This window comes from Streptomyces sp. SGAir0957 (genome assembly GCF_043523415.1).
The window spans coordinates 6,854,753-6,877,130 of sequence record NZ_CP027293.1 but is presented as its reverse complement, the minus strand read 5'-3'; the positions used below and the strand labels follow the sequence as shown (position 1 = coordinate 6,877,130).

Sequence of the window (22,378 nt, the reverse complement as noted above, 5' to 3'; positions counted from 1 at the left end):
GGTTACTTCTCCTCGGTACGCGAGTGGGTGACGGCGGGCTCGGCGCCGCCGAGCAGCAGGTAGAGGACGGCCATCCGGGTGTGGACGCCGTTGGCGACCTGCTCGATGGCGGTGCAGCGGTCGGAGTCGGCGACCTCGGCGGTGATCTCCATGCCGCGGACCATCGGCCCTGGGTGCATGACGATGGCGTGCTCCGGCATCTTCGCCATGCGGTCGCCGTCCAGGCCGTAGCGGCGCGAGTACTCGCGCTCGGTCGGGAAGAACGCGGCGTTCATGCGCTCGCGCTGCACGCGCAGCATCATCACGGCGTCGGACTTGGGGAGCGTGGAGTCGAGGTCGTACGAGACCTCGCAGGGCCAGGTCTCCACGCCGACGGGGAGCAGGGTGGGCGGCGCGACGAGCGTGACCTCGGCGCCGAGCGTGTGCAGCAGGTCGACGTTGGAGCGGGCGACGCGGCTGTGCAGGACGTCGCCGACGAGCGTGACGCGCTTGCCGTCGAGGCCCTTGCCGATCCCCGTGTCCGCGCCGACCAGGCGGCGGCGCATCGTGAAGGCGTCCAGGAGCGCCTGCGTGGGGTGCTGGTGGGTGCCGTCCCCGGCGTTGATCACCGGGGCGTCGATCCAGCCGGAGTTGGCGAGCCGGTACGGGGCGCCGGACGCGCCGTGCCGGATGACGACGGCGTCGACGCCCATCGCCTCCAGGGTCTGCGCGGTGTCCTTCAGGGACTCGCCCTTGGAGACGCTGGAGCCCTTGGCGGCGAAGTTGATGACGTCCGCGGACAGCCGCTTCTCCGCGGCCTCGAAGGAGATCCGGGTCCGGGTCGAGTCCTCGAAGAAGAGGTTGCAGACGGTCCGTCCGCGCAGGGCGGGCAGCTTCTTGATGGGCCGGTCGGCGACGCGGGCCATCTCCTCGGTGGTGTCGAGGATGAGGACGGCGTCGTCGCGGCTGAGGTCGGCGGCCGAGATGAGGTGTCGCATCATCGGGGTGCTCCGTAGGGAAGATCAGAACATAAGGGGCATACGGGCGCGCGAGGGCACACCTGCGGGGGCGTACGGCCCGGTACGGGCGCGCACGCGCGCGGGGTGGCTACTGCTCGGCCGCCTTGGTGTCCGGCTTGGCACCGAGCAGCACGGCGTCGCGGCCGTCCTCCTCGGCGAGCTGGACCTTGACCGTCTCGCGCAGCGACGTGGGGAGGTTCTTGCCGACGTAGTCGGCGCGGATCGGGAGTTCGCGGTGGCCCCGGTCGACGAGGACCGCGAGCTGCACGGCGCGCGGGCGCCCGATGTCGTTCAGGGCGTCGAGGGCGGCGCGGATGGTGCGGCCGGAGAAGAGCACGTCATCGACGAGGACCACGAGGCGGCCGTCGATCCCCTCACCGGGGATGTCGGTGCGGGCGAGCGCGCGCGGCGGGTGCATGCGCAGGTCGTCGCGGTACATCGTGATGTCGAGGGAGCCGACGGGAACGGCGCGGCCGGTGATCTCCTCGAGCTTCTCGGCCAGGCGGCGGGCGAGGAAGACGCCTCGCGTGGGGATGCCCAGGAGGACCACGTCCTCCGCGCCCTTGGCGCGCTCGACGATCTCGTGGGCGATACGGGTCAGCACCCGGGCGATGTCAGGACCTTCGAGGACGGACCGGGCATCGGAATTCTGCGTGTCCATACGAAACGGACCCCCTTCTCCGCCTCACGGGACGGATCTTAAAGGACGTCGGAATTGCGCCATCCACACTACCAGCCGCCGAACACCGCTGATCACCCCCCTGGCGGAGCGCACGAGGTGCGAGATCGCCCGATTTGGGAGAAGGTCGGTACGGACCATTCGGCTTGACGCGGCCAAGTAACGCTGCGTAACCTCACAGTGAGTTACCAGCCACGCGGCGCAGCCGCACAGTGATGCAGTGTCCGGGGAGCTATATGTCCAGCGAATACGCCAAACAGCTCGGGGCCAAGCTCCGTGCGATCCGTACCCAGCAGGGCCTTTCCCTTCACGGTGTCGAGGAGAAGTCCCAGGGACGCTGGAAGGCGGTCGTGGTCGGGTCGTACGAGCGCGGCGACCGCGCCGTGACCGTGCAGCGCCTTGCCGAGCTGGCGGACTTCTACGGGGTTCCGGTGCAGGAGCTGCTGCCGGGCACGACCCCGGGCGGGGCCGCCGAGCCGCCGCCGAAGCTCGTCCTGGACCTTGAGCGCCTGGCCCACGTGCCGCCGGAGAAGGCGGGCCCGCTGCAGCGGTACGCCGCCACGATCCAGTCGCAGCGCGGTGACTACAACGGCAAGGTGCTCTCGATCCGCCAGGACGACCTGCGCACTCTTGCGGTCATCTACGACCAGTCGCCCTCGGTCCTGACCGAGCAGCTGATCAGCTGGGGCGTCCTGGACGCGGACGCGCGGCGTGCGGTGGCGCACGAAGAGGCCTGATCGGCCCTTTTACTGACGTACCGAAGAAACGTCACACCCTGAGGGGCGGAGCCGGCCGGCTCCGCCCCTCAGCCGTTCTCACCCTCCATAGAGGCGGCCGATGACCTCGGGCAGCAGTCGCTCGCTCAGCCTCGGCGGCAGCGCCTGGAGGACCGCGAGCACCGGCGCCATCCGCTCCGGGAGCCGTCCGTCCGCGCCGACGCCCGCGAGGGCCAGCGCCACCTCGACCTCCTCCGGGGTGAGCGCGTCCGGGTCGAGCGCCGCGGCGGCCTCGGCGATCGCCGGGTCCACCCGCACCGGACCGGCCCCGCGCGCCCGCGCCACCGCCTTCTCCAGATCGGCGAGCAGCAGCCGTACGGTCTCCTCGTCGGCGACCGCGGCGGTCACCGTCAGATGCAGGTTGGCCGGGGAGGCGCCGAAGGCGGGCTGCGGCTGGAGGTACCAGCCGCTCCCCCGGATCTCGTCGGCGACCACGAACACGTCGATGTCCGGATCATCGGCGGTGACCGCGAGCAGTGACGCGTCCGGCCGCGCGAGCAGTCTCAGCCCCGCGATTCCTTCGATGCCCCGGGCGAGGGCCAGGGTCGCCCTGTGCACGCGAGCCGACAACGCGGCGTAACCCTCGGTTCCGACGCGCTCGGTCACGGTCCAGGCCGCGGCGAGCGGTCCGGCCGCCTTGGTGCCCTGGAGCGTCGCGTTGACCACGGGGTAGCCGGGCCAGGAGGCGTGCGCGAACCAGCCATGGCGGCGCAGCCCGGCGTCCCGGAAGAGGAGGAGCGAGGCGCCCTTCGGGGTGTAGGCGTACTTGTGCAGGTCCACGGAGAGGGACGTGACGCCGGGGACCCGCAGGTCGAACGGCGTGACCCCGGGCCCGCCCGGCACCCCGCGCAGATGGCCCAGGTACCAGCCCCCGATGCAGGCGTCCACGTGGCAGAGCGCCCCGCGGCGCGCCGCCTCGGCCGCCACCTCCGTCACCGGGTCGATGACACCGTGCGCGTACGAGGGCGCGGAGACCACGACCAGGGCGGTGCGGTCGGTGATCGCGGCCGCCATGTCCGCCGCGCGCACCCGGAACGTGTGCGGGTCGACGGGCGCGCTCACCACCCGCAGCCCGAACAGCTCGGCGGCCTTGTGGAACGCGGCGTGCGCCGTCTCGGGAAGGACCAGCTCGGGCTCGGTCACGCCCCGCGTGCGGCGGGCGTGCTGCCGGGCGGTCAGGACGGCGAGCAGGCAGCTCTCGGTGCCGCCGCTGGTGAAGGTGCCCGCGGCGCCGCCGAGGAGGGTGGTGGCGCGGCGCACCAGGTCGTTCTCCAGCTCGACGACGCTGGGGAAGGCCGTCATGTCGAGCCCGTTGACCCCGGCGAAGGCGGCGTGCGCGGCGTGCGCGAGCTCCTCCAGGCCGTCGAGCCCGGAGTCGTAGACGTAGGCCATGGTGCGCCCGCCGCGCACGGGGAGGTCGCCCGCGCGCAGTGCGGCGAGGCGCGCCAGGAGCGGATCGGTCGACGTCGGGGGCTCACTCGGCTGAGGCATGGCCAGAACCTAGTGAGGGGCGGGAGAACGCACCAGGCCCGAAGCAGAACATTGTTCAGGTTCTGCTTCGGGCCTGCGGTGGTACGTGCGCTTCGCGGCGGTTATGCCTGGTCGCGGCGGAGCGAGGGCTTCAGGTCCTTGAAGCGGCCCAGAAGCCCGTTGATGAACGCCGGGGACTCGTCGGTGGAGAACTCCTTGGCCAGCGAGACGGCCTCGTCGAGCACCACGGCGTCCGGGGTCCCGTCGACCCAGACCAGCTCGTAGGCACCGAGCCGCACGATGTTGCGGTCGACGACCGGCATCCGGTCCAGCGTCCACCCGACGGCGTACTGCGCGATCAGCTCGTCGATCCGGGCCGCGTACTGCGCGTACCCCTCGACCAGCTCCATCGTGTACTCGCTGACGGGCGGCTGCCGCGTGTCGGTGCGGGAGTGCCGGATCCAGTCCGCGAGGACCGTCGTGACGGAGTCGCCGCGCTGGTCCGCCTCGAAGAGGATCTGGAAGGCGCGCTTACGGGCCGTGTTACGGGCAGCCACGGTTAGCTGTTCACCCGGCCGAGGTAGCCGCTGTCACGGGTGTCGACCTTGATCTTCTCGCCCTGCGTGATGAAGAGCGGGACCTGGATCTGGTGGCCGGTCTCCAGGATGGCGGGCTTGGTGCCACCGGTGGAACGGTCGCCCTGGACGCCCGGCTCCGTCTCCTTGATGGTCAGCTCGACGGCGGCCGGCAGCTCGACGAAGAGCACCTCGCCCTCGTGCTGCGCGACCGAGGCGTTGAAGCCCTCGATCAGGAAGTTGGCGGCGTCGCCGACGGCCTTGCGGTCGACGTGCAGCTGGTCGTAGGTCTCCATGTCCATGAAGACGAAGTAGTCGCCGTCCATGTACGAGAACTGCATGTCGCGCTTGTCGATCGTGGCCGTCTCGACCTTGACGCCGGCGTTGAACGTCTTGTCGACGACCTTGCCGGAGAGCACGTTCTTGAGCTTGGTGCGCACGAAGGCCGGGCCCTTGCCGGGCTTGACGTGCTGGAACTCGACGACGGACCAGAGCTGGCCGCCTTCGAGCTTGAGCACCAGGCCGTTCTTGAGGTCGTTCGTGGAAGCCACGGTTGCGGAATCTCCTGGACTGACGTGGACGACCCCGGGGCACGGCACGGCGCGCAGCCTTCGGCTACAGCGCGAGCAGCTCCTTGGTCGTGATGGTGAGTAGCTCGGGTCCGCCGTCCGCCTCGGGGCGGACGACGAGCGTGTCATCGATCCGGACACCGCCCCGGCCCGGGAGGTGGACCCCCGGTTCGACGGTGACCGGCACACAAGCGTCCAGTTTACCCATGGCCGCGGGGGCCAATTGCGGGTCCTCGTCGATTTCGAGTCCGACCCCGTGTCCGGTCAGCCGCGGGAGACCCGCGCCGTGGCCCGCCGCGTCCAGTACCTGGCGGGCGGCCCGGTCCACCTCACGGCACTCGACGCCGGGCAGCAGGGACTCCCTGCCCTGCCGCTGAGCGGCGAAGACGAGGTCGTACAGCTCGATCTGCCAGTCGGCGGGCGAGGTCCCGATGACGAAGGTCCGGCCGACCTCGCAGCGGTAGCCGCGGTAGGTGGCGCCCAGGCAGACGGAGAGGAAATCACCCTCCTCGACCCGGCGGTCGCCGGGGCGGTGGGCACCGAGCCCCGAGTGCGGTCCCGTGCCGACGCTCGTCGGGAAGGCGGGGCCGTCGGCGCCATGGTCGACAAGTCGACGTTCCAGTTCGAGGGCGAGGTGGCGCTCGGTGCGGCCGACGAGGATCGACTCCAGGAGTTCGCCGAGCGCCTGGTCGGCGATCTCGGCGGCGATCCGCAGACAGGAGATCTCCTCCTCGTCCTTGACCAGCCGCAACTGCTCGACGGCCTTGTGCAGGTCGGTGAGCGGCAGCCCCGGCGCGACCGAGCCGATCGCGCGGTGCCTGGCCATCGTCAGATGGTGCTCCTCGACGGCGAGCGAGTCGGCGCCCTGCGCGAGCGCGACGTCGGCGGCGGCCACGGCCGGGTCCCCGCCGGACGCCGCGAGGAGCCGCACCCGCAGCCGCTCGTCGGTCCGGCCCTCGGCGGGCTGCCCGCTGGGCGGAAACGCGCAGATCAGGGCGTCGCCGCTGCCGTCGCTGTCCGCGCCGACGAGCAGCACGGCGCCGGGCGGGGCCGCCCCGGTGAGGTAGCGGACGTTGGCGGGGCGCGACACCAGGGCGGACGCGCTGCCGCCCGCCCCCGCTGTAGCGCGCTGTCTGAGCCGGTCCCGTCGTGCCGCGTACGCCTCTGCCATGAGGCCAACGTACGAGCGGGCGGGCGGGGCGGCCGGTTCAGCGCGTCCGGACGGGCGGCGCCGCTAGCTGTACGGGGTCACCACTGGGGCGGGCTCGCGATGGCGCGGGCCAGGACCTCGTCCAGGACCTGCGCCGTGCCCGCCACGTCGAGCTGCGAATTGTCGATGATCGGCAGCCCTGAGCCGTACCAGCCCGCCATCCGGCCGTGGATCGCGGCGACCTCCTCGTCGCTGAGGCGGCGGTTGCCGCTGCGCTGCGCGTTGCGCTCCAGGACGATCTCCAGGCCCGGCAGCAGGACGACGGGGAGCAGCCCCGGGCCGACGTGCCGCTTCCAGCCACCGAGGCCGACGACGGGCCGGTCCGGGAAGACGGCGTCGTCGAGGATGCAGGAGATTCCGTTCGCCAGGAAGTTACGGGCGGCGAAGCCGCAGGTGCGGCGGGCGAGACGGTACTGCGCCTCGCTGTTGTCGTTCCACCCCGTCTGCGGGTCGGCGAACCCCGAGCGCACCCATTCGCGTACGTCGTCGAGGCTGATGTGGGCCGTGGGGACACGGCGCTGATCCGCCCAGTACTTGGCGACGCTGGTCTTGCCCGCGCCCGCGGGGCCGATCAGGAGCACCGCGAGGGTGGTCGCCGCCGGGTCGGCGGGGGCCTGGGCGGGCGGCGGGCTCGGCACGGCGACGGGAGCGCCGGGCGGGAGCTGGACGTGCCCGGTGGTGTCGCGCGGCGGCGCCTGCGGGTGCGGCGCCTGCGCGGGCGGCGGGCCCTGCGGGGGCGGGGCGCCGGTGAACCCGGGCGCGCCGGGGTGCTGCTGCGCCTGCTGCGGCGCCGGCCAGGGGCCGGCCGGTCCGTGCCCCGGCCGGTGGGGCGGTGGCAGCGGAGATCCCACTGCGTGCTGCATCCGGTGCCACTCCGTCTCGTACGACCGTCATTGGGGCGCCGGCGATCAGGGCGCTACCGAAAGGTACCGTCCCCGGCCGCCGTTGTGTGAACGGCCGGGGAGGTCACGACGTGCCTTGACCGCAACCAGCGGAACTATTCGGCCACTTCGCCGTAGGCGGCGAGGAGGACGGCCGGGTCCGGGCCCTCCAGGACGGTCGGCTTGCCGAGGCCGTCGAGGACGATGAAGCGCAGCAGGTCGCCGCGGGACTTCTTGTCGACCTTCATGTTCTCCAGGAGCTTGAGCCACTGGTCGTAGCGGTAGCTCAGCGGGAGGCCGACGGACTCCAGGACGGCGCGGTGCCGGTCGGCGGTCGCGTCGTCCAGACGCCCGGCGAGACGGCCGAGTTCGGCGGCGAAGAGCATGCCGACGGAGACGGCCGCGCCGTGGCGCCACTTGTAGCGCTCGTTCTTCTCGATCGCGTGGCCGAGGGTGTGCCCGTAGTTGAGGATCTCGCGCAGGCCCGACTCCTTCAGGTCGCTGGAGACGACCTCGGCCTTGACCTTGATGGAGCGCTCGATCAGCTCGGCGGTGTGCGGGCCCGCCGGGGTGCGCGCCGCCTGCGGGTCCTCCTCGATCAGCTCCAGGATCCGCTCGTCGGCGATGAAACCGGCCTTGATGATCTCGGCAAGCCCGGACACGTAGTCGTGGACCGGGAGGGAGTCGAGGGCGGCGAGGTCGCAGAGCACGCCGACCGGCGGGTGGAAGGCACCGACGAGGTTCTTGCCCTCGGCGGTGTTGATGCCGGTCTTGCCGCCGACCGCCGCGTCCACCATGGCGAGCACCGTGGTGGGGACGGCGATCCAGCGTACGCCGCGCAGCCAGGTCGCCGCGACGAACCCGGCGAGGTCCGTGGTGGCGCCGCCGCCGACACCGACGACGACGTCGGAGCGGGTGAAGTTGGACTGCCCGAGCGCCTTCCAGCAGTAGGCGGCGACCTCGGCGGTCTTGGCCTCCTCGGCGTTGGGCACCTGGATGGCGACGGCCTCGTAGCCCTGCTCGGCGAGGTCGGCGCGGAGCGCGTCGCCGGTGTCGGCCAGCGCCTCCGGGTGGATGATGGCGACCCGCTTGGCCCGGTCACCGATCAACGAGCCCAGTTCGCCGAGGAGTTGGCGGCCGATCAGGACCTCGTACGGGTCGGTCCCCGCGGTGCCGCCGACCTGGATCCGGGTCACTTCGTCAGTCATGCCTGCTTCAACTCCAGTGCGTCGAGGACGGCCTCGGCGACCTCCTCGGGGTCACGGCCGTCGGTGGCCACGACGACCGCGGCCACCTCGGTGTACAGATGGCGCCGCGCCTCCATCAGCTCGCGCCACTGCTTGCGCGGGTTGACGGCGAGCAGCGGCCGGGCCACGTTCAGGCCGGTCCGCTTGGCCGCCTCCTCGACGTCCATCGAGAGGTAGACGACGGGGTGCCCGGCGAGCAGCGCGCGCGTGCCGTCGTCGAGGATCGCGCCGCCGCCCAGGGCGAGGACGCCGGTGTGCTCGGTGAGCGCGGCCGCGACGGCGGCCTTCTCCAGGGCGCGGAAGTGCGCCTCGCCCTCGTCGACGAAGATGTCGGCGATGGCGCGGCCCTGCGCGGCCACGATGTCGTCGTCGGTGTCCCGGAAGGCGGCGCCGAGCCGCTCGGCGAGCAGTCCGCCCACCGTCGACTTGCCCACGCCCATCGGTCCGACGAGGACGACGGTCGGGCCGCTCACCGGATCTGCAGGTGGTCGAGGTAGGACGTGACATTGCGGCGCGTCTCGGTGACGCTGTCGCCGCCGAACTTCTCGGCCACGGCGTCCGCGAGGACGAGCGCGACCATGGCCTCGGCGACGATCCCGGCCGCGGGCACGGCGGAGACGTCGGAGCGCTGGTGGTGGGCCTGCGTGGCCTCACCGGTGGCGACGTCGACGGTCTTCAGCGCGCGCGGCACGGTCGCGATCGGCTTCATCGCGGCGCGCACGCGGAGCAGTTCACCGGTGGACAGGCCGCCCTCGGTGCCGCCCGCGCGCCCGGAGACGCGGCGGATGCCCTCGTCCGTCTTCACGATCTCGTCGTGCGCCTTGGAGCCCGGTACGCGCGCGAGGTCGAAGCCGTCGCCGATCTCGACGCCCTTGATGGCCTGGATGCCCATGAGCGCACCGGCCAGGCGGGCGTCGAGCTTGCGGTCCCAGTGCACGTGCGAGCCGAGACCGACGGGCACGCCGTAGGCGAGGACCTCGACGACGCCGCCGAGGGTGTCGCCGTCCTTGTGGGCCTGGTCGACCTCGGCCACCATCGCCTTCGACGCGTCGGCGTCCAGGCAGCGCAGCGGGTCGGCGTCCAGCCTCTCCACGTCGGCCGGGGTCGGGTACACGCCCTGCGGCGCCTTCACCGAACACAGCTCGACGACGTGGGAGACGATCTCGATCCCGGCCGTCTCCTTCAGGTACGACCGGGCGATGGCGCCGAGCGCGACCCGCGCGGCGGTCTCGCGCGCGGAGGCCCGCTCCAGGATCGGCCGCGCCTCGTCGAACCCGTACTTCTGCATGCCCGCGAGGTCCGCGTGGCCGGGCCGGGGCCGGGTCAGCGGGGCGTTTCGCGCGAGGCCCGCGAGGATCTCGGGGTCGACCGGGTCGGCCGCCATGACCTGTTCCCACTTGGGCCACTCGGTGTTGCCGACCATCACCGCGACCGGCGAGCCGAGGGACAGGCCGTGCCGGACGCCGCCCAGGAAGGTGATCTCGTCCTGCTCGAACTTCATCCGGGCGCCGCGCCCATAGCCGAGCCGCCGCCTGGCCAGGTGGTCCGCCACCATCTCCGTGGTGATCGGAACGCCGGCGGGAAGCCCCTCCAGCGTCGCGACAAGTGCGGGTCCGTGCGACTCCCCCGCGGTCAGCCAGCGCAACCTGCTCAACGGTGCTCCTCATGCTCGCGCTCTGCGTTACGGCTCGTAGGGCGGGCACCGAGCGCGGCCCGGCCCGACCGTGTGTTCCCGAATCCTCCCATGCCGCGCCGACACACCGTCGCCCTGTCCGTCCTCCGGACCATGTACGGCAAGGTCAGCCGAGCGCGCGCAGGCCCGCCTCGCGCATGGCGGCGAGCACCGGCCGGGTCTCGCCCGTGAACTGCTCGAACTGGAAGACCGCCTGGTGCACGAGGAGGTCGAGGCCACTGAGCACGGCGCCGCCGCGCTGCTGCCAGGCCGCCGCGAGCGGGGTCGGCCAGGGGTCGTAGACCACGTCGAACAGCGTGCCCACGCGCGCGGGCAGCTTCTCCGTGAGGTGGTCGGTGCCGCCCTTGGGTGTCGTGGAGATCACGAGCGGCGCCTCGAACGCGTCCGCCGCGTCGGCCCAGTCGGCGGTGCGCACCGCTACGCCGAGCCGCTCGCCCCAGCCGCGCATCTCCTCGGCCCGCCGCTCACTGCGGACGTAGGCGACGACTTCGCCGGAGCAGATCCGGGAGAGCGCGGCGAGCGCGGAGGACGCGGTGGCGCCGGCGCCCAGGATCGCGGCGGAGGCGACCTTGTCGACGCCCTGTTCGCGCAGCGCGGCCACGAGCCCGGGGATGTCGGTGTTGTCGCCGGTCCTGCGCCCGTCGGCGTGGAACACGACGGTGTTCACGGCCTCGACGGACGCCGCCGTGTCGGTGACGCCGTCGAGCAGGGGTATGACGGCCCGCTTGAGCGGCATGGTCAGCGAGAGCCCGGCCCACTCGGGGCCGAGCCCGGCGAAGAACTCCGCGATCCCCGCCTCGTCGACGTCGAAGCGGTCGTACGTCCAGTCGTCCAGGCCGAGCGCCGCGTACGCCGCCGTGTGCAGCTGCGGGGAGAGGGAGTGGGCGATGGGCGATCCGAGGACGGCCGCCCGGCGGCGGTCAGTTGTCCTGGCTGGCATTGAACTTGTCTCGCAGCTTCTCGAACTCGGTGTGCGTCTTCGCGAACTCGGTCTTGTCCATGCCGTCGGTGGCGACGAAGTACATCCAGCCGTCGGTCGTCGGGTCGAGGGTCGCGAGGAACGCCTCGTCGCCGGGGTTGTCGATCGGTCCGGGCGGCAGGCCCTTGGTCGTATAGGTGTTGTACGGGTCCTTGTCCTTGTTGATCTCGGACGTCCCGATATTGATCTTGCTCTGCCCCTTGAGGTAGTTGTACGTCGAGTCGAACTGCAGGAGCTGGTTGGTCTCCGTGTTCGTCGGCTTGAGGCGGTTGTAGACCACCTCGGCCATGCGCCGGAAGTCGTCGTGGGTCTTGCCCTCGGCCTGGACGAGGCTGGCCACGGTGAGGACCTGCCAGGGGCCCTCGAGGCCGAGGCTGTCCGCCTTCCCCTCGAGGTCCAGCTTCCGGTACCGGTCGTTGGCCTGTTCGACCATCTGCTTCAGCACTTCCTCGGGCTTCATGCCCTTGGCGGCCGCGTAGCTCGACGGGAAGAGGAAGCCCTCCAGCGGGTCCTTCACGTCGGGGTGGTTCAGCGCCCAGCCGGGCAGGCCGAGACTCTTGTAGTCGCTCTTCGCGACCTTCGCCGTGGTGCCCTTGGCCAGCTTGAGCTTCTCGTCGATCTTCTCGTAGACGACGACGTTGCGCGTGCCCTCGGGGATCGTGAGGTTCGCGCGGCCCTCCGGGCTGAGCATCATGTCGACCGCGCTCGCCGCCGACATCTGCTTCTGCAACAGGTAGGCACCGGCCTGGATCGTCTGGCCCTTGGGGTCGGCGGACTGCGCGGCGACGAACGCGTCGACGCTCTGCACGACCCCGGCGTCCTTGAGCGCCTGGCCGATGGCGTAGCCGCCCGCGCCCTTGGGGATGACGACGCTGACCGTCTCGCCGTTGCCCTCGCCCGCGTAGTCCGGGGCCGCGCCGAAACGGTCCTGGTAGAACTGGTAGCCGAAGTAGCCGACGCCGCCGACACCGGCCGCGAAGATCACGGTCAGGACCAGGCAGGCGCAGCCGCTGCGGCGCTTCTTCGGCTTCTTCTCCCCGCGGCCACGGCGGCTTCCCCGGCCCGCGCCCTCGTCGTCCTCGTCCTCGTCGTCACCGCCGCTGAAGAACGCGTGCTCGCCCTGGTCGGGGCCCGCGTCCCACTCCGTCTCCGCCGGCGCGGCCTCGGGCGCGCCGCGGCGGCCCGGCGGCTCGGGCGGGGGGTAGGCGCCGGGGGTGTCGTAGTAGTCGGGCTGCTCCGCGCCGAAGGCGGCGCTGCGCCCGGTGTTGTAGGGGTCGGTCGGGTCGGCGACGTACGGGGTCTGGCCGTGCGCGGCGGCGGGGTCCCAGCCGCCCTGCTGCTGCGGCCCGCCGTACGCCTGCTGCCCGTAGCCGGAGTCCTGGCCGTAGCCCTGGTTCTGCGGATACCCGTATCCGGCGTCCTGGCCGTAGCCCTGCTGCTGCCCGTAGCCGGTGTCCTGGCCGTAGCCGGGCTGCTGTCCCTGCTGTGCGTGCTGACCCGTCGCCCAGTCGCCTTCGTACGGCTGCTGCGGCTGCTGCTGCGGGTCGTAACCGCCCTGGCCGCCGTAGGCAGGCTGGCCGTGTCCGGCCTGCTGCCCCCACCCCTGGTCCCCGTACAGGGGATCCTCGGGGTGCCACGGTTCGGAGCCTTGGCCCCGGCCATACTCAGTCATCGATCCCCTACAAGCCGCGAGGCGGGGGGAACTCATGTCCGATCCCAAGTCCGATCGGTCACGAGGGCAACCGTTCCGCCTCTTGATGCTGTGCGGCAGCTGTTCGAACGCCGCCGCTCGCGCGGAACGTTACCGTATCGCGATCAGACAACCACTTCGACGCCCTCGCCCGGAGCAGTTCCTGACGCCCGTTCGGACTCGAGGGCCTGCTGCAGGATGATGACCGCGGCCGCCTGGTCGATGACAGAGCGGCCCTTCTTGGACTTCACGCCCGAGGCGCGCAGCCCCTGGCTCGCCGTCACCGTGGTCATCCTCTCGTCGATCAGGCGTACGGGGACGGGCGCGATGCCCCGCGCCAGCTCGGCCGTGAAGGCGCGGACCTTGGTGGCCGCCGGGCCCTCGCCCCCCTTGAGGGAGCGGGGCAGGCCGACGACGACCTCGATCGGCTCGTACTCCTCGACGAGCGCGCGCAGCCGCCGGTGGGCGGCCGGGACGTCACGCCCCGGCACCGTCTCGACGGGGGTGGCGAGGATCCCGTCGGGGTCGCAGGACGCGACCCCGATCCGGGCGTCCCCGACGTCGATCGCCAGCCGGCGGCCTCTGCGCATCAGTTGGCCGTCTCCGCGACCATGCGCTCCACGGCGTCGATGGCGTCGCCGATCGCGGCCGGGTTCTGGCCGCCGCCCTGGGCGACGTCGGGCTTGCCGCCGCCACCGCCGCCGAGCGTCTTGGCGGCGGTGCGGACCAGGTCACCGGCCTTGAGGCCGCGGTCGCGCGCGGCGTCGTTGGTGGCGATGACGGTGAGCGGCTTGCCGTTGACCGTGGTGAACAGGGCGACGACCGCGGCGCGGCCGCCCTGGATGCGGCCCCGCACGTCGAGGACCAGCTTGCGCAGGTCGTCGGCGGTGGTGCCGTCCGGGACCTGGCCGGTGACGAGCGCGACCCCGCGGACGTCCTTGGCGGAGTCGGCGAGCCCGCCCGCGGCCTGGAGGACCTTCTCCGCGCGGAACTTCTCGATCTCCTTCTCGGCGTCCTTCAGCTTGCCGAGCATCGCGGAGATCTTCTCCGGCAGCTCCTCGCTGCGGCCCTTGACCAGCTCCTGGAGCTGGGCGACGACCGTGTGCTCCTTGGCGAGGAAGTTGTACGCGTCGACGCCGACCAGCGCCTCGATACGGCGCACGCCGGAACCGATCGACGACTCGCCGAGCAGCTTGACGAGGCCGAGCTGGGCGGTGTTGTGCACGTGCGTGCCGCCGCACAGCTCCTTGGAGAAGTCGCCGATGGTGACGACGCGGACGCGCTCGCCGTACTTCTCGCCGAACTCGGCGATGGCGCCCTGCTTCTTGGCGTCGTCGATCGACATGACCTCGGCCTGCACGTCGAGCTCGCGGGTGAGGACCTCGTTGATCTTCTGCTCGACGTCCGTCATCACGGCCGTGGGCACGGCGGACGGCGAACCGAAGTCGAAGCGGAAGCGGCCCGGCTGGTTCTCCGAACCGGCCTGGGCGGCCGTCGGGCCGAGCGCGTCGCGCAGCGCCTGGTGGGTCAGGTGCGTCGCCGAGTGCGCGCGGGCGATGGCCCGGCGCCGGGTCACGTCGATGACGGCCTGCGCCGGAGCGCCGACGGTCACCTCGCCGACCTGCACGACGCCCTTGTGGACGTAGACGCCGGGAACCGGCTTCTGGCAGTCGCGGACCTCGATGACCGCGCCGCTGTCCAGCTTGATGCGGCCGGTGTCACCGATCTGGCCGCCGCCCTCGGCGTAGAACGGGGTGCGGTCCAGGACGACCTCGACCTCGTCGCCCTCGGTGGCGGCGGGCGAGGAGACGCCGTTGACCAGGAGGCCGACGATGGTCGACTCGCCGGAGGTCGAGGAGTAGCCGATGAAGTCCGTGGCACCGGCGGCGTCCGCGATCTCGCGGTAGGCGCCCATGTCGGCGTGGCCGGTCTTCTTGGCCTGCGCGTCGGCCTTGGCCCGGTCGCGCTGCTCCTTCATCAGCCGCCGGAAGCCGTCCTCGTCCACCGAGAGGCCCTGTTCGGCGGCCATCTCCAGGGTGAGGTCGATCGGGAAGCCCCAGGTGTCGTGGAGCAGGAACGCCTGGTCACCGGCGAGGACCGACTTGCCGGCCGCCTTGGTTTCGGAGACGGCCGTGTCCAGGATGTTCGTGCCGCCCTTGAGCGCCTTGAGGAACGCGGCCTCCTCGGCGAGCGCGACCGTCTCGATGCGCTTGCGGTCGGTGATCAGCTCCGGGTACTGCAGACCCATCGTGTCGATGACGACGCCGATCAGGTCGTTCACGACCGGACCCGTGGCGCCGAGGATGCGCATGTTGCGGATGGCGCGGCGCATGATGCGGCGCAGGACGTAGCCACGCCCCTCGTTGCCCGGCGTCACACCGTCGCCGATGAGCATGGCGGACGTACGGATGTGGTCGGCGACGACGCGCAGCGAGACGTCGGTGTCGTGCTTGGCGCCGTAGCGGACGCCGGTCAGCTCGGTGGCCTTGTCCATGACGACGCGCAGGGTGTCGGTCTCGTACATGTTCTGCACGCCCTGCAGGATCATGGCGAGACGCTCGAGGCCGAGCCCCGTGTCGATGTTCTTCGACGGCAGCTCGCCGAGGATCTCGAAGTCGTCCTTGCCGGTGCCCGCACCGCGCACGTACTGCATGAAGACCAGGTTCCAGATCTCCACGTACCGCTCGTCGTTGACCGCGGGGCCGCCCTCTTCGCCGAACTCGGGGCCGCGGTCGTAGTTGATCTCGGAGCAGGGGCCGCAGGGTCCGGGGACGCCCATGGACCAGAAGTTGTCCTTCTTGCCCAGGCGCTGGATGCGCTCCTTCGGCACACCGACGACCTCGTGCCAGATGCGCTCGGCCTCGTCGTCGTCCAGGTAGACGGTGATCCAGAGCTTCTCCGGCTCCAGGCCGTAGCCACCCTTGTCCTGGGGCGTCGTGAGCAGCTCCCAGGCGTACTTGATGGCGCCTTCCTTGAAGTAGTCGCCGAAGGAGAAGTTGCCGCACATCTGGAAGAACGTGCCGTGCCGGGTCGTCTTGCCGACCTCTTCGATGTCCGGCGTACGCACGCACTTCTGCACGCTGGTGGCGCGCGGCGCGGGCGGCTTGACCTCACCCAGGAAGTAGGGCTTGAAGGGCACCATGCCCGCCGGGACGAGCAGCAGAGTCGGGTCGTCCGCGATGAGCGACGCCGAGGGCACGACCTTGTGGCCACGCTCCTCGAAGAAGCTCAGCCAGCGGCGACGGATTTCTGCCGACTCCATCAGTGGTCCTCATTCCGGTTGGTGTAGTGCGTGTTCTCTAGGTGCTTGGGTGCTGCCCCGGCGCGCTTGTCGAGGATCGCGTAGCGGCGCTCGGGCAGTTCGTCCGCGGCCGGTCCGGTCAGGCCGAGCGCGTCGCCGAGCTCGGCCTCGCGGTCGGCCATGTTGGCGCGGACGTCGAGGGCGAAGTCCTTCAGCCGGTGACCGGTCTCGACCGCCTTGTTGGCGGCCTGGACGGCGAGGCTCTCCGGCGACAGCTGCTTGAGCTTGCGGTTGACCTTGGTGGTGGCCCACACACCGGCGGCGGCGCCCGTGGTGAACCAGAAGGTACGGCGGAACATCGCTTGGGTCAGTCCCTCTTATTCCGGTCGGCCCGCCGGGAGCGGCGCGCCTCGGGTACCGGGCGCCCCACGATCACGGTGCGGCGGGCCTGCTTGACGGGGGCGTCCTTGGTGCGCCCCCCGATGGCCCGGCGTACCCCGTATCCGAACGCGGCCACCTTCACGAGCGGCCCGCCGAAGGTCGAGGCCACGGTGGAGGAGAGCGCCGACGCGTTCGACGTGACCTCCTGGACGTCCGAGGCGATGGCGTCCACCCGGTCGATCTGGGTCTGCGCCGAGCGCACCGCGGTGGAGGCGTCGGCGAGCAGCGGTACGGCCTGGTCGGTCACGTCCGCGACCAGCTTGGTGGTCGCCCTGAGCGTCTGGGCCAGCCTCGCGAGGGCCACCGCGAGGAAGGAGACCAGGATCGCCCAGAAGACGGCCACCAGGATCCCGGCCACCTCTCCACCGGACACTCGGCACCGCTCCCTAGTCGTTCGAAGAGTTCGTCGTCAGTCGTTCGAAGAGTTCGTCGTCGAAAAGTCGTCCCCCGAGCCTATCGCGCCCCGCGCCGCACTCCGTACCGCATTCCGGCGACGCCGGGGGCCGTTTCCGCAGATGCGATTGTACGGAACGCGTACGGATGGGTACGCTCCGTACCTCATGCGACGCCTTCCGCGCCCCGGTGATCTGCCCGCCGGACCTCCCCGCCCCGGCAATCTGCCCCACGAGATGAACCGATTCGTCGGCCGCGCGGCCGAACTCGGCGCCCTGCGCGAGACGTTGGGGTCCGCGCGGCTGGTGACGGTCACCGGCGCCGGCGGGGTCGGCAAGTCCCGGTTCGCCGCGCACGCCGTCCCGCACACGCCCCCCGCCCTGCGCCAGGACGGCGTGTGGCGCGTCGAACTGGCCACGGTCCGCGACCCCGACCTGGTCGAGTACACGCTCGTCGAGGCGCTCGGCCTCACCGACCACACCACCCGCGCGCCGCGCCGCGTCCTCGTCGACCACCTCGCCGAGCGCCGTCTCCTGCTCGTCGTCGACGGCTTCGAACACCTCGTGGATCCCTGCGCGACGCTCGTACGGGATCTGCTGCGGGCCGCGCCGGGGCTTCGGGTCCTCGCGGTGGGCCGCAGGCCGCTGTCGCTCGAGGGCGAGCACCTGTTCCCGCTGGCGCCGCTGACCCCGCAGGACGCGGTGGAGCTGTTCGCCGACCGGGCGCAGGCCCTCCTGCCCGGCTTCACCCTCGACGACGGGCAGGGCGCCGACGTCCTGGAGGTGTGTCGGCGCCTGGACTGCCTGCCGCTCGCGGTGGAGCTGGCGGCCGGGCGGCTGCGGGCGCTCTCCCCCGCGCAGCTGACGGAGCGGCTCGACGATCGGTTCCGGCTGCTCACGGGCGGCGGGCGGGACGCGCTGCCGCGCCACCAGACGCTGCGCACGGCGATCGGCTGGAGCCACGAGCTGTGCACGGCGCAGGAGCGGCTCCTGTGGGCACGACTCTCGGTCTTCGCCGGCCAGTTCGACCTGGAGGCCGCCGAGTACATCTGCTCCGGCGAGGGGCTGCCCGCGGAGACGGTCCTGGACTCACTGCACGAACTGCTCTCCCAGTCCGTCGTCATCCGCGAGGAGTCACCGGCCGGGGTCCGCTACCGGATGCTGGACACGGTGCGCGCGTACGGCGCCGACTGGCTGGAGCAGATCGGCGACACGGGGCGGATGCGGCGCCGCCACCGCGACTGGTACCTGGGCCTCGCCACCTGGTGCGAGCTGGACTGGTTCTCGCCGCGCCAGAGCGAGGTGGCCGCGCGCGTCGACGTGGAGCTGCCGAACCTGCGCGCGGCCCTGGAGTTCTGCCTCACCGAACCCGGCGAGACGCATCTGGGCCAGTACCTGGCGAGCACGCTGTGGTTCTACTGGGCGGGCTGCGGGCGGCTCATGGAGGGCCGGCACTGGCTGGACCGCAGCATCGAGCTGGACGACCCGGTCGACGGGGAGGACCTCCCGGACCACGGCCCCTCCCGCCTCAAGGCCCTCTGGGTGCTCGGTTACGTGGCGGTCCTCCAGGGCGACACCGTGCCGGCGCTCGCGGCGCTCCAGGAGTGCCACGACGAGGCGGAGGTCCGCGGTGACGCCACCGCGCTCGCCTACGCCGTGCACCGCACCGGCTGCCTGGCGCTGATCTCGGACGACCTGCCGCGCGCCGAACAGCTGCTGCGGGCGGCGCTCACCAGCTATCGCGAGATCGGCGAGCTGAACAGCAATGTGCTGATGGGCCAGGTCGAGCTGGCGATGGCGGTGGCGTTCCAGGGCGATCTGGAGCAGGCCGTCGCGCTGTGCGAGGACGTCCGCCAGGTCTGCGAGGACCACGGCGAGCGCTGGACGCTGTCGTACGCGCTCTACGTCCTGGCCTACGAAGCCTGGCACCAGAGCGATCTGCCGCGGGCCCGGCGGCTTCTGGAGGAGTGCCTGGCCATCGACCACGAGTTCCACGATCTGCTCGGCACGGTGCTCTCGATCGAGCTGCTTGCGCTGGTCACGCTCGCGGAGGGGGACGCCGCCGAGGCGGCGGTCCTCCAGGGCGCGGCGGGCGGAATCTGGCCGTCGGTCGGGCTTCCGCTGTTCGGCTCCGACCACTACAACGAGCCGCACCAGCTGTGCGAGACGCGGGCCCGCGCCGCCCTGGGCGACGTCCGCTTCGACGAGCTGGCCCGGTCGGGCGAGCGCCTCGGCCACGACGAGGCCGTGGCCCGCGCGCTCGGCCAGGGCGAGCACAAGCGGCTCGCGGCGACGCTGCGTCCCGCGCTCGCCAAGGCCCTGGAAAAGCGTGAACCCGCCGCCTCCCCGTACGTGAACGACGGGGAGACGACGGGCTGAAACGCAGGGTGAGCTACGTCCGCCGGTCGGTCAGCGGGCGTAGTACTCGACGACGAGCTGCTCGTCGCAGATCACGGGGATCTCCTTGCGGTTCGGGTCACGGTCCAGGCGGAAGGCCAGGGCCTTCAGGTTGACCTGGAGGTAACGCGGGGTCTCGCCGTCGGCGGCGAAGCCACCCTCACGCGCGACCTGGAACAGCGGCTTCTCGCGGCTGCGCTCGCGGACCATCACGACGTCGTCGGGACGGACACGGAACGACGGCTTGTCGACCTTGCCACCGTTGACCTCGATGTGGCCGTGGACGACCATCTGACGGGCCTGGTAGATCGTGCGGGCGATGCCCGAACGCAGAACCAGGGCGTCCAGACGACGCTCGAGCTCGATGACCAGGGCCTCGCCGGTCTTGCCCTCGGCCTTCTTGGCGCGGTCGTAGGCGCGGGCCATCTGCTTCTCGCTGATGTCGTACTGCGCGCGCAGACGCTGCTTCTCGAGCAGACGGACCTTGTAGTCCGAGTTCTGCTTGCGGCCGCGGCCGTGCTCACCCGGCGGGTAGGGACGGGCCTCGAAGTACTTGACGGCCTTCGGGGTCAGCGCGATGCCGAGGGCACGCGACTTCTTGACCTTGGGGCGGGACTGGTTCGTCATGAACCAAACACCTCATGTTTCTGATGCGAATACGGCTTCACCAGGGTTTGGGGAGGTCGCATCCGCAGTCCGGGAAACCCTTCACGTCACAAGGACGGGCAGGGCAGCCGCTCCCGGGGCTGGGCACATACGTGCAGCACGCGAGTGGCCCACCGACCTGGTCCCGGAACCGGGGGGTGGTGGGCTGCCCGCGACACCTTCAACGGTGCGCGACGCTCCTGGATCCCCTTGCCTTGCGGTGTGGGGGACCCGGCTGCATGCCCCGCTCTGGTGGTGCCGGTCTCCCTTTCGGGACACCGGGCGCGGGACGCAGCACTTCGCAGGAGTCTACCGGATGGCGCGGCACCGGATCACCGGGCACGGAACCATCGAGGGCGGGATCACAGGGCGCCGGGCCGGGGCGGCGCCGCGGGTCATCCGCTGGATTCGCCGCGCAGCCGCTCCCTGACCCGCTCCACCACGTCCGCGTAGCGCGCCTCCGCCCCGTACCGCGTCGGCTCGTAGTAGCGCCGCCCCGCGATGGCGTCCGGGGCGTACTGCTGGGCCGCGATGCCACCGGGCACGTCGTGCGGGTACACGTAGCCCTGCGCGTGACCGAGCTTGGCGGCGCCCTTGTAGTGACCGTCGCGCAGGTGCGGCGGGACGGGGCCGGCGAGGCCCTTGCGGACGTCCTCCATGGCGGCGCCGATCGCGGTCGTCGCCGCGTTGGACTTCGGGGCGAGCGCGAGGGCGATGGTGGCGTGGCTGAGGGTGAGGGCGGCCTCGGGGAAGCCGATCATGGCGACGGCCTGGGCGGCGGCGACCGCGGTGGGCAGCGCCGTCGGATCGGCCAGGCCGATGTCCTCGCTGGCGGAGATCATGAGGCGGCGGGCGATGAAGCGCGGGTCCTCGCCCGCCTCGATCATGCGGGCCAGGTAGTGCAGGGCCGCGTCCACGTCCGAGCCGCGGATCGACTTGATCAGGGCGCTCGCCACGTCGTAGTGCTGGTCGCCGTCGCGGTCGTACTTCACCGCCGCGCGGTTGACCGTCTCCTCGACGCTCTCCAGGGTGATCGCCGTCTCGCCCTTGTCGAGCGCCGCGCCCGCCGCCGCCTCCAGGGCGGTCAGCGCGCGGCGCGCGTCCCCGCCCGCGACCCGCAGCAGGTGTTCCTCGGCGTCCTCGTCGAGCGTCAGGGCTTCGCCGAGGCCGCGCTCCTCGGTCAGCGCCCTGGCGAGGAGGCCGCGCAGGTCGTCGTCGGTGAGCGGTTCCAGGGTCAGCAGGAGGGAGCGGGACAGAAGCGGGGAGATCACCGAGAAGTACGGGTTCTCCGTCGTCGCCGCGATCAGGGTGACCCAGCGGTTCTCCACGGCAGGGAGCAGCGAGTCCTGCTGGGCCTTGCTGAAGCGGTGGATCTCGTCGAGGAAGAGGACGGTCTCCTTGCCGTGGCCGCCCATCGCGCGCCGGGCGCCCTCGATGACGGCGCGGACCTCCTTGACGCCCGCGGTGATCGCGGACAGCTCCACGAACCGCTTGTTGGTGGCCTTGGAGACCACGTACGCCAGGGTCGTCTTTCCGGTGCCGGGCGGGCCCCACAGGATCACCGACGACACCCCGGCCGGGCCCGAGCCGCCCTCGCCGACCAGGCGGCGCAGCGGCGAGCCCTGCTTCAGGAGGTGCTGCTGGCCGACCACCTCGTCGAGGGTGCGCGGGCGCATCCGGACGGCCAGGGGGCTCGCGGACGGGTCCCTCTCCTGGCGGTCTTCGGCTGCGGCGGTGAACAGGTCGGGCTCCACGACGAAAACCCTATGTCACCGCACTGACAACCCGGCCGACGGCCGTCAGGCCCAGAGCTTGTCGCCCCACCGCGTGAAGATCAGGACGGCGATGATGCCGATGTGCACGACGGGCAGCGCCCAGGTGAAGTCCGTGAAGAACGACTTGAGCCAGCGCGGCGCCGGCAGGAAGTCGTTGCGGACGTTGAGCGACGTGACGTACCAGAACATCAGGATCGTGGCGACCCAGGCGAGGCAGCACCACAGGCACAGCGCGTTGATCCGGTACAGGGACTGGAACTGCAGCCAGGTGACGAAGCCGACACCGAAGAGGCAGCCCGCGTTGAAGGTGAGCCAGTACCAGCGCGGGAAGCGGGCCCCGGCGAGCAGGCTCACGCCGACGCAGATCACGATGCCGTACGTGACCAGGCCGAGCATCGGGTTCGGGAAGCCGAAGACCGACGCCTGGTCGCTCTTCATGATGGAGCCGCAGGAGATGACCGGGTTGATGGAGCAGCCCGGCGTGAAGTTCGGGTCCTCCAGGAGCTTGAACTTGTCGAGCGTGATGACCCACGCGGCGAGCACGCCCGCCGCCCCGGTGAGCACCAGGAGCAGCGCGAGGGCGCGGCTGCCGCCGACCGAGCGCGGGGCGGGAACGGCTCCGCTGTCGTGGGAGACGCTGTCGCTTGCTGTGGCGGTCCTGGTCGTCTTGCTCATCACGCCGATCCGTAGGTGAGGGGTGGGCCTCGGGCAGGGTCATTG

At 71.5% G+C, this 22,378-nt stretch carries 21 protein-coding genes; 2 read left to right on the top strand and 19 right to left on the bottom strand.

Annotated features, from left to right (window positions below; all coding sequences use genetic code 11):
* Nucleotides 1-2: 2 nt before the first annotated feature.
* Entirely contained in the window at nucleotides 3-980 is a 978-nt protein-coding gene (locus C1N81_RS36035; protein WP_394435548.1) for an aspartate carbamoyltransferase catalytic subunit, read from the bottom strand.
* A 106-nt stretch (nucleotides 981-1,086) separates the two neighbouring features.
* Nucleotides 1,087-1,659, bottom strand: coding sequence for a bifunctional pyr operon transcriptional regulator/uracil phosphoribosyltransferase PyrR (gene pyrR, locus C1N81_RS36030; RefSeq protein ID WP_394435546.1), 573 nt, complete (start codon nucleotides 1,657-1,659; stop codon nucleotides 1,087-1,089).
* 254 nt (nucleotides 1,660-1,913) lie between these two features.
* Between pyrR and bldD the strand changes: the two genes are divergently transcribed.
* Nucleotides 1,914-2,414, top strand: coding sequence for a transcriptional regulator BldD (gene bldD, locus C1N81_RS36025; RefSeq protein WP_093894511.1), 501 nt, complete (start codon nucleotides 1,914-1,916; stop codon nucleotides 2,412-2,414).
* 78 nt (nucleotides 2,415-2,492) lie between these two features.
* Here the strand turns inward: bldD and C1N81_RS36020 are convergent, their stop codons facing one another.
* From C1N81_RS36020 to C1N81_RS35955, 14 genes are all read right to left on the bottom strand, one after another.
* Nucleotides 2,493-3,944, bottom strand: a complete 1,452-nt coding sequence (locus C1N81_RS36020; RefSeq protein ID WP_394435545.1) for a pyridoxal phosphate-dependent decarboxylase family protein — start codon at nucleotides 3,942-3,944, stop codon at nucleotides 2,493-2,495.
* A gap of 101 nt (nucleotides 3,945-4,045) precedes the next feature.
* Complete coding sequence (gene nusB, locus C1N81_RS36015; RefSeq protein WP_394435544.1) at nucleotides 4,046-4,480, bottom strand: transcription antitermination factor NusB; 435 nt, start codon at nucleotides 4,478-4,480, stop codon at nucleotides 4,046-4,048.
* Between the two features lie 2 nt (nucleotides 4,481-4,482).
* Nucleotides 4,483-5,049, bottom strand: coding sequence for an elongation factor P (gene efp, locus C1N81_RS36010; protein ID WP_394435543.1), 567 nt, complete (start codon nucleotides 5,047-5,049; stop codon nucleotides 4,483-4,485).
* A 64-nt stretch (nucleotides 5,050-5,113) separates the two neighbouring features.
* A complete protein-coding gene (locus C1N81_RS36005; RefSeq protein WP_394435542.1) occupies nucleotides 5,114-6,238 on the bottom strand; it encodes an aminopeptidase P family protein in 1,125 nt (374 codons plus the stop codon).
* Between the two features lie 77 nt (nucleotides 6,239-6,315).
* Complete coding sequence (locus C1N81_RS36000; RefSeq protein WP_394435540.1) at nucleotides 6,316-7,140, bottom strand: Pro-rich N-terminal domain-containing protein; 825 nt, start codon at nucleotides 7,138-7,140, stop codon at nucleotides 6,316-6,318.
* Nucleotides 7,141-7,274: 134 nt separating this feature from the next.
* Nucleotides 7,275-8,366, bottom strand: a complete 1,092-nt coding sequence (gene aroB, locus C1N81_RS35995; protein WP_394435539.1) for a 3-dehydroquinate synthase — start codon at nucleotides 8,364-8,366, stop codon at nucleotides 7,275-7,277.
* Complete coding sequence (locus C1N81_RS35990; protein WP_394435538.1) at nucleotides 8,363-8,878, bottom strand: shikimate kinase; 516 nt, start codon at nucleotides 8,876-8,878, stop codon at nucleotides 8,363-8,365. The genes aroB and C1N81_RS35990 overlap by 4 nt, the downstream gene beginning before the upstream one ends.
* On the bottom strand, nucleotides 8,875-10,059 hold the full coding sequence (gene aroC, locus C1N81_RS35985) for a chorismate synthase (protein ID WP_394435537.1): 1,185 nt from the start codon (nucleotides 10,057-10,059) through the stop codon (nucleotides 8,875-8,877). The genes C1N81_RS35990 and aroC overlap by 4 nt, the downstream gene beginning before the upstream one ends.
* A gap of 145 nt (nucleotides 10,060-10,204) precedes the next feature.
* Entirely contained in the window at nucleotides 10,205-11,038 is an 834-nt protein-coding gene (locus tag C1N81_RS35980) for a shikimate dehydrogenase (RefSeq protein WP_394435536.1), read from the bottom strand.
* The gene (gene mltG, locus C1N81_RS35975; protein WP_394435534.1) at nucleotides 11,019-12,749 is read right to left on the bottom strand and encodes an endolytic transglycosylase MltG; all 1,731 of its coding nucleotides are present in this window, start codon (nucleotides 12,747-12,749) and stop codon (nucleotides 11,019-11,021) included. Before mltG ends, C1N81_RS35980 begins: the two co-directional genes overlap by 20 nt.
* Nucleotides 12,750-12,892: 143 nt before the next feature.
* Nucleotides 12,893-13,357 (bottom strand): Holliday junction resolvase RuvX, encoded by a 465-nt coding sequence (gene ruvX / locus C1N81_RS35970; protein WP_394435533.1) that lies wholly within the window; start codon nucleotides 13,355-13,357, stop codon nucleotides 12,893-12,895.
* A complete protein-coding gene (alaS, locus tag C1N81_RS35965; protein ID WP_394435532.1) occupies nucleotides 13,357-16,029 on the bottom strand; it encodes an alanine--tRNA ligase in 2,673 nt (890 codons plus the stop codon). Before alaS ends, ruvX begins: the two co-directional genes overlap by 1 nt.
* A complete protein-coding gene (locus tag C1N81_RS35960) occupies nucleotides 16,029-16,367 on the bottom strand; it encodes a DUF6167 family protein (RefSeq protein WP_394435531.1) in 339 nt (112 codons plus the stop codon). Before C1N81_RS35960 ends, alaS begins: the two co-directional genes overlap by 1 nt.
* Nucleotides 16,368-16,375: 8 nt before the next feature.
* Entirely contained in the window at nucleotides 16,376-16,822 is a 447-nt protein-coding gene (locus tag C1N81_RS35955; protein WP_394435530.1) for a DUF948 domain-containing protein, read from the bottom strand.
* A gap of 187 nt (nucleotides 16,823-17,009) precedes the next feature.
* Here C1N81_RS35955 and C1N81_RS35950 point away from each other — a divergent pair, with 187 nt between their 5' ends.
* The gene (locus C1N81_RS35950; RefSeq protein WP_394435528.1) at nucleotides 17,010-19,220 is read left to right on the top strand and encodes an ATP-binding protein; all 2,211 of its coding nucleotides are present in this window, start codon (nucleotides 17,010-17,012) and stop codon (nucleotides 19,218-19,220) included.
* 30 nt (nucleotides 19,221-19,250) lie between these two features.
* On the opposite strand, the gene rpsD is transcribed toward C1N81_RS35950, so the two are convergent.
* The 3 genes from rpsD to C1N81_RS35935 form a co-directional block, all read right to left on the bottom strand.
* Entirely contained in the window at nucleotides 19,251-19,865 is a 615-nt protein-coding gene (gene rpsD, locus C1N81_RS35945; RefSeq protein WP_394435526.1) for a 30S ribosomal protein S4, read from the bottom strand.
* 413 nt (nucleotides 19,866-20,278) lie between these two features.
* Nucleotides 20,279-21,637: a replication-associated recombination protein A gene (locus C1N81_RS35940; RefSeq protein WP_394435525.1), complete on the bottom strand. Its 1,359-nt coding sequence runs from the start codon at nucleotides 21,635-21,637 to the stop codon at nucleotides 20,279-20,281.
* Nucleotides 21,638-21,682: 45 nt separating this feature from the next.
* Nucleotides 21,683-22,333 (bottom strand): vitamin K epoxide reductase family protein, encoded by a 651-nt coding sequence (locus C1N81_RS35935; RefSeq protein ID WP_394435524.1) that lies wholly within the window; start codon nucleotides 22,331-22,333, stop codon nucleotides 21,683-21,685.
* Nucleotides 22,334-22,378 lie beyond the last annotated feature (45 nt).

Coding starts and splice junctions, on each gene's coding strand:
- C1N81_RS35950 (WP_394435528.1), top strand. CDS start 17,010: ATGCGACGCCTTCCGCGCCCCGGTGATCTGCCCGCCGGACCTCCCCGC.
- C1N81_RS36005 (WP_394435542.1), bottom strand. CDS start 6,238: ATGGCAGAGGCGTACGCGGCACGACGGGACCGGCTCAGACAGCGCGCT.
- alaS (WP_394435532.1), bottom strand. CDS start 16,029: ATGGAGTCGGCAGAAATCCGTCGCCGCTGGCTGAGCTTCTTCGAGGAG.
- C1N81_RS35935 (WP_394435524.1), bottom strand. CDS start 22,333: ATGAGCAAGACGACCAGGACCGCCACAGCAAGCGACAGCGTCTCCCAC.
- C1N81_RS35980 (WP_394435536.1), bottom strand. CDS start 11,038: ATGCCAGCCAGGACAACTGACCGCCGCCGGGCGGCCGTCCTCGGATCG.
- ruvX (WP_394435533.1), bottom strand. CDS start 13,357: ATGCGCAGAGGCCGCCGGCTGGCGATCGACGTCGGGGACGCCCGGATC.
- mltG (WP_394435534.1), bottom strand. CDS start 12,749: ATGACTGAGTATGGCCGGGGCCAAGGCTCCGAACCGTGGCACCCCGAG.
- pyrR (WP_394435546.1), bottom strand. CDS start 1,659: ATGGACACGCAGAATTCCGATGCCCGGTCCGTCCTCGAAGGTCCTGAC.
- C1N81_RS35960 (WP_394435531.1), bottom strand. CDS start 16,367: ATGTTCCGCCGTACCTTCTGGTTCACCACGGGCGCCGCCGCCGGTGTG.
- C1N81_RS36035 (WP_394435548.1), bottom strand. CDS start 980: ATGATGCGACACCTCATCTCGGCCGCCGACCTCAGCCGCGACGACGCC.
- bldD (WP_093894511.1), top strand. CDS start 1,914: ATGTCCAGCGAATACGCCAAACAGCTCGGGGCCAAGCTCCGTGCGATC.
- aroB (WP_394435539.1), bottom strand. CDS start 8,366: ATGACTGACGAAGTGACCCGGATCCAGGTCGGCGGCACCGCGGGGACC.
- C1N81_RS36020 (WP_394435545.1), bottom strand. CDS start 3,944: ATGCCTCAGCCGAGTGAGCCCCCGACGTCGACCGATCCGCTCCTGGCG.
- C1N81_RS36000 (WP_394435540.1), bottom strand. CDS start 7,140: ATGCAGCACGCAGTGGGATCTCCGCTGCCACCGCCCCACCGGCCGGGG.
- rpsD (WP_394435526.1), bottom strand. CDS start 19,865: ATGACGAACCAGTCCCGCCCCAAGGTCAAGAAGTCGCGTGCCCTCGGC.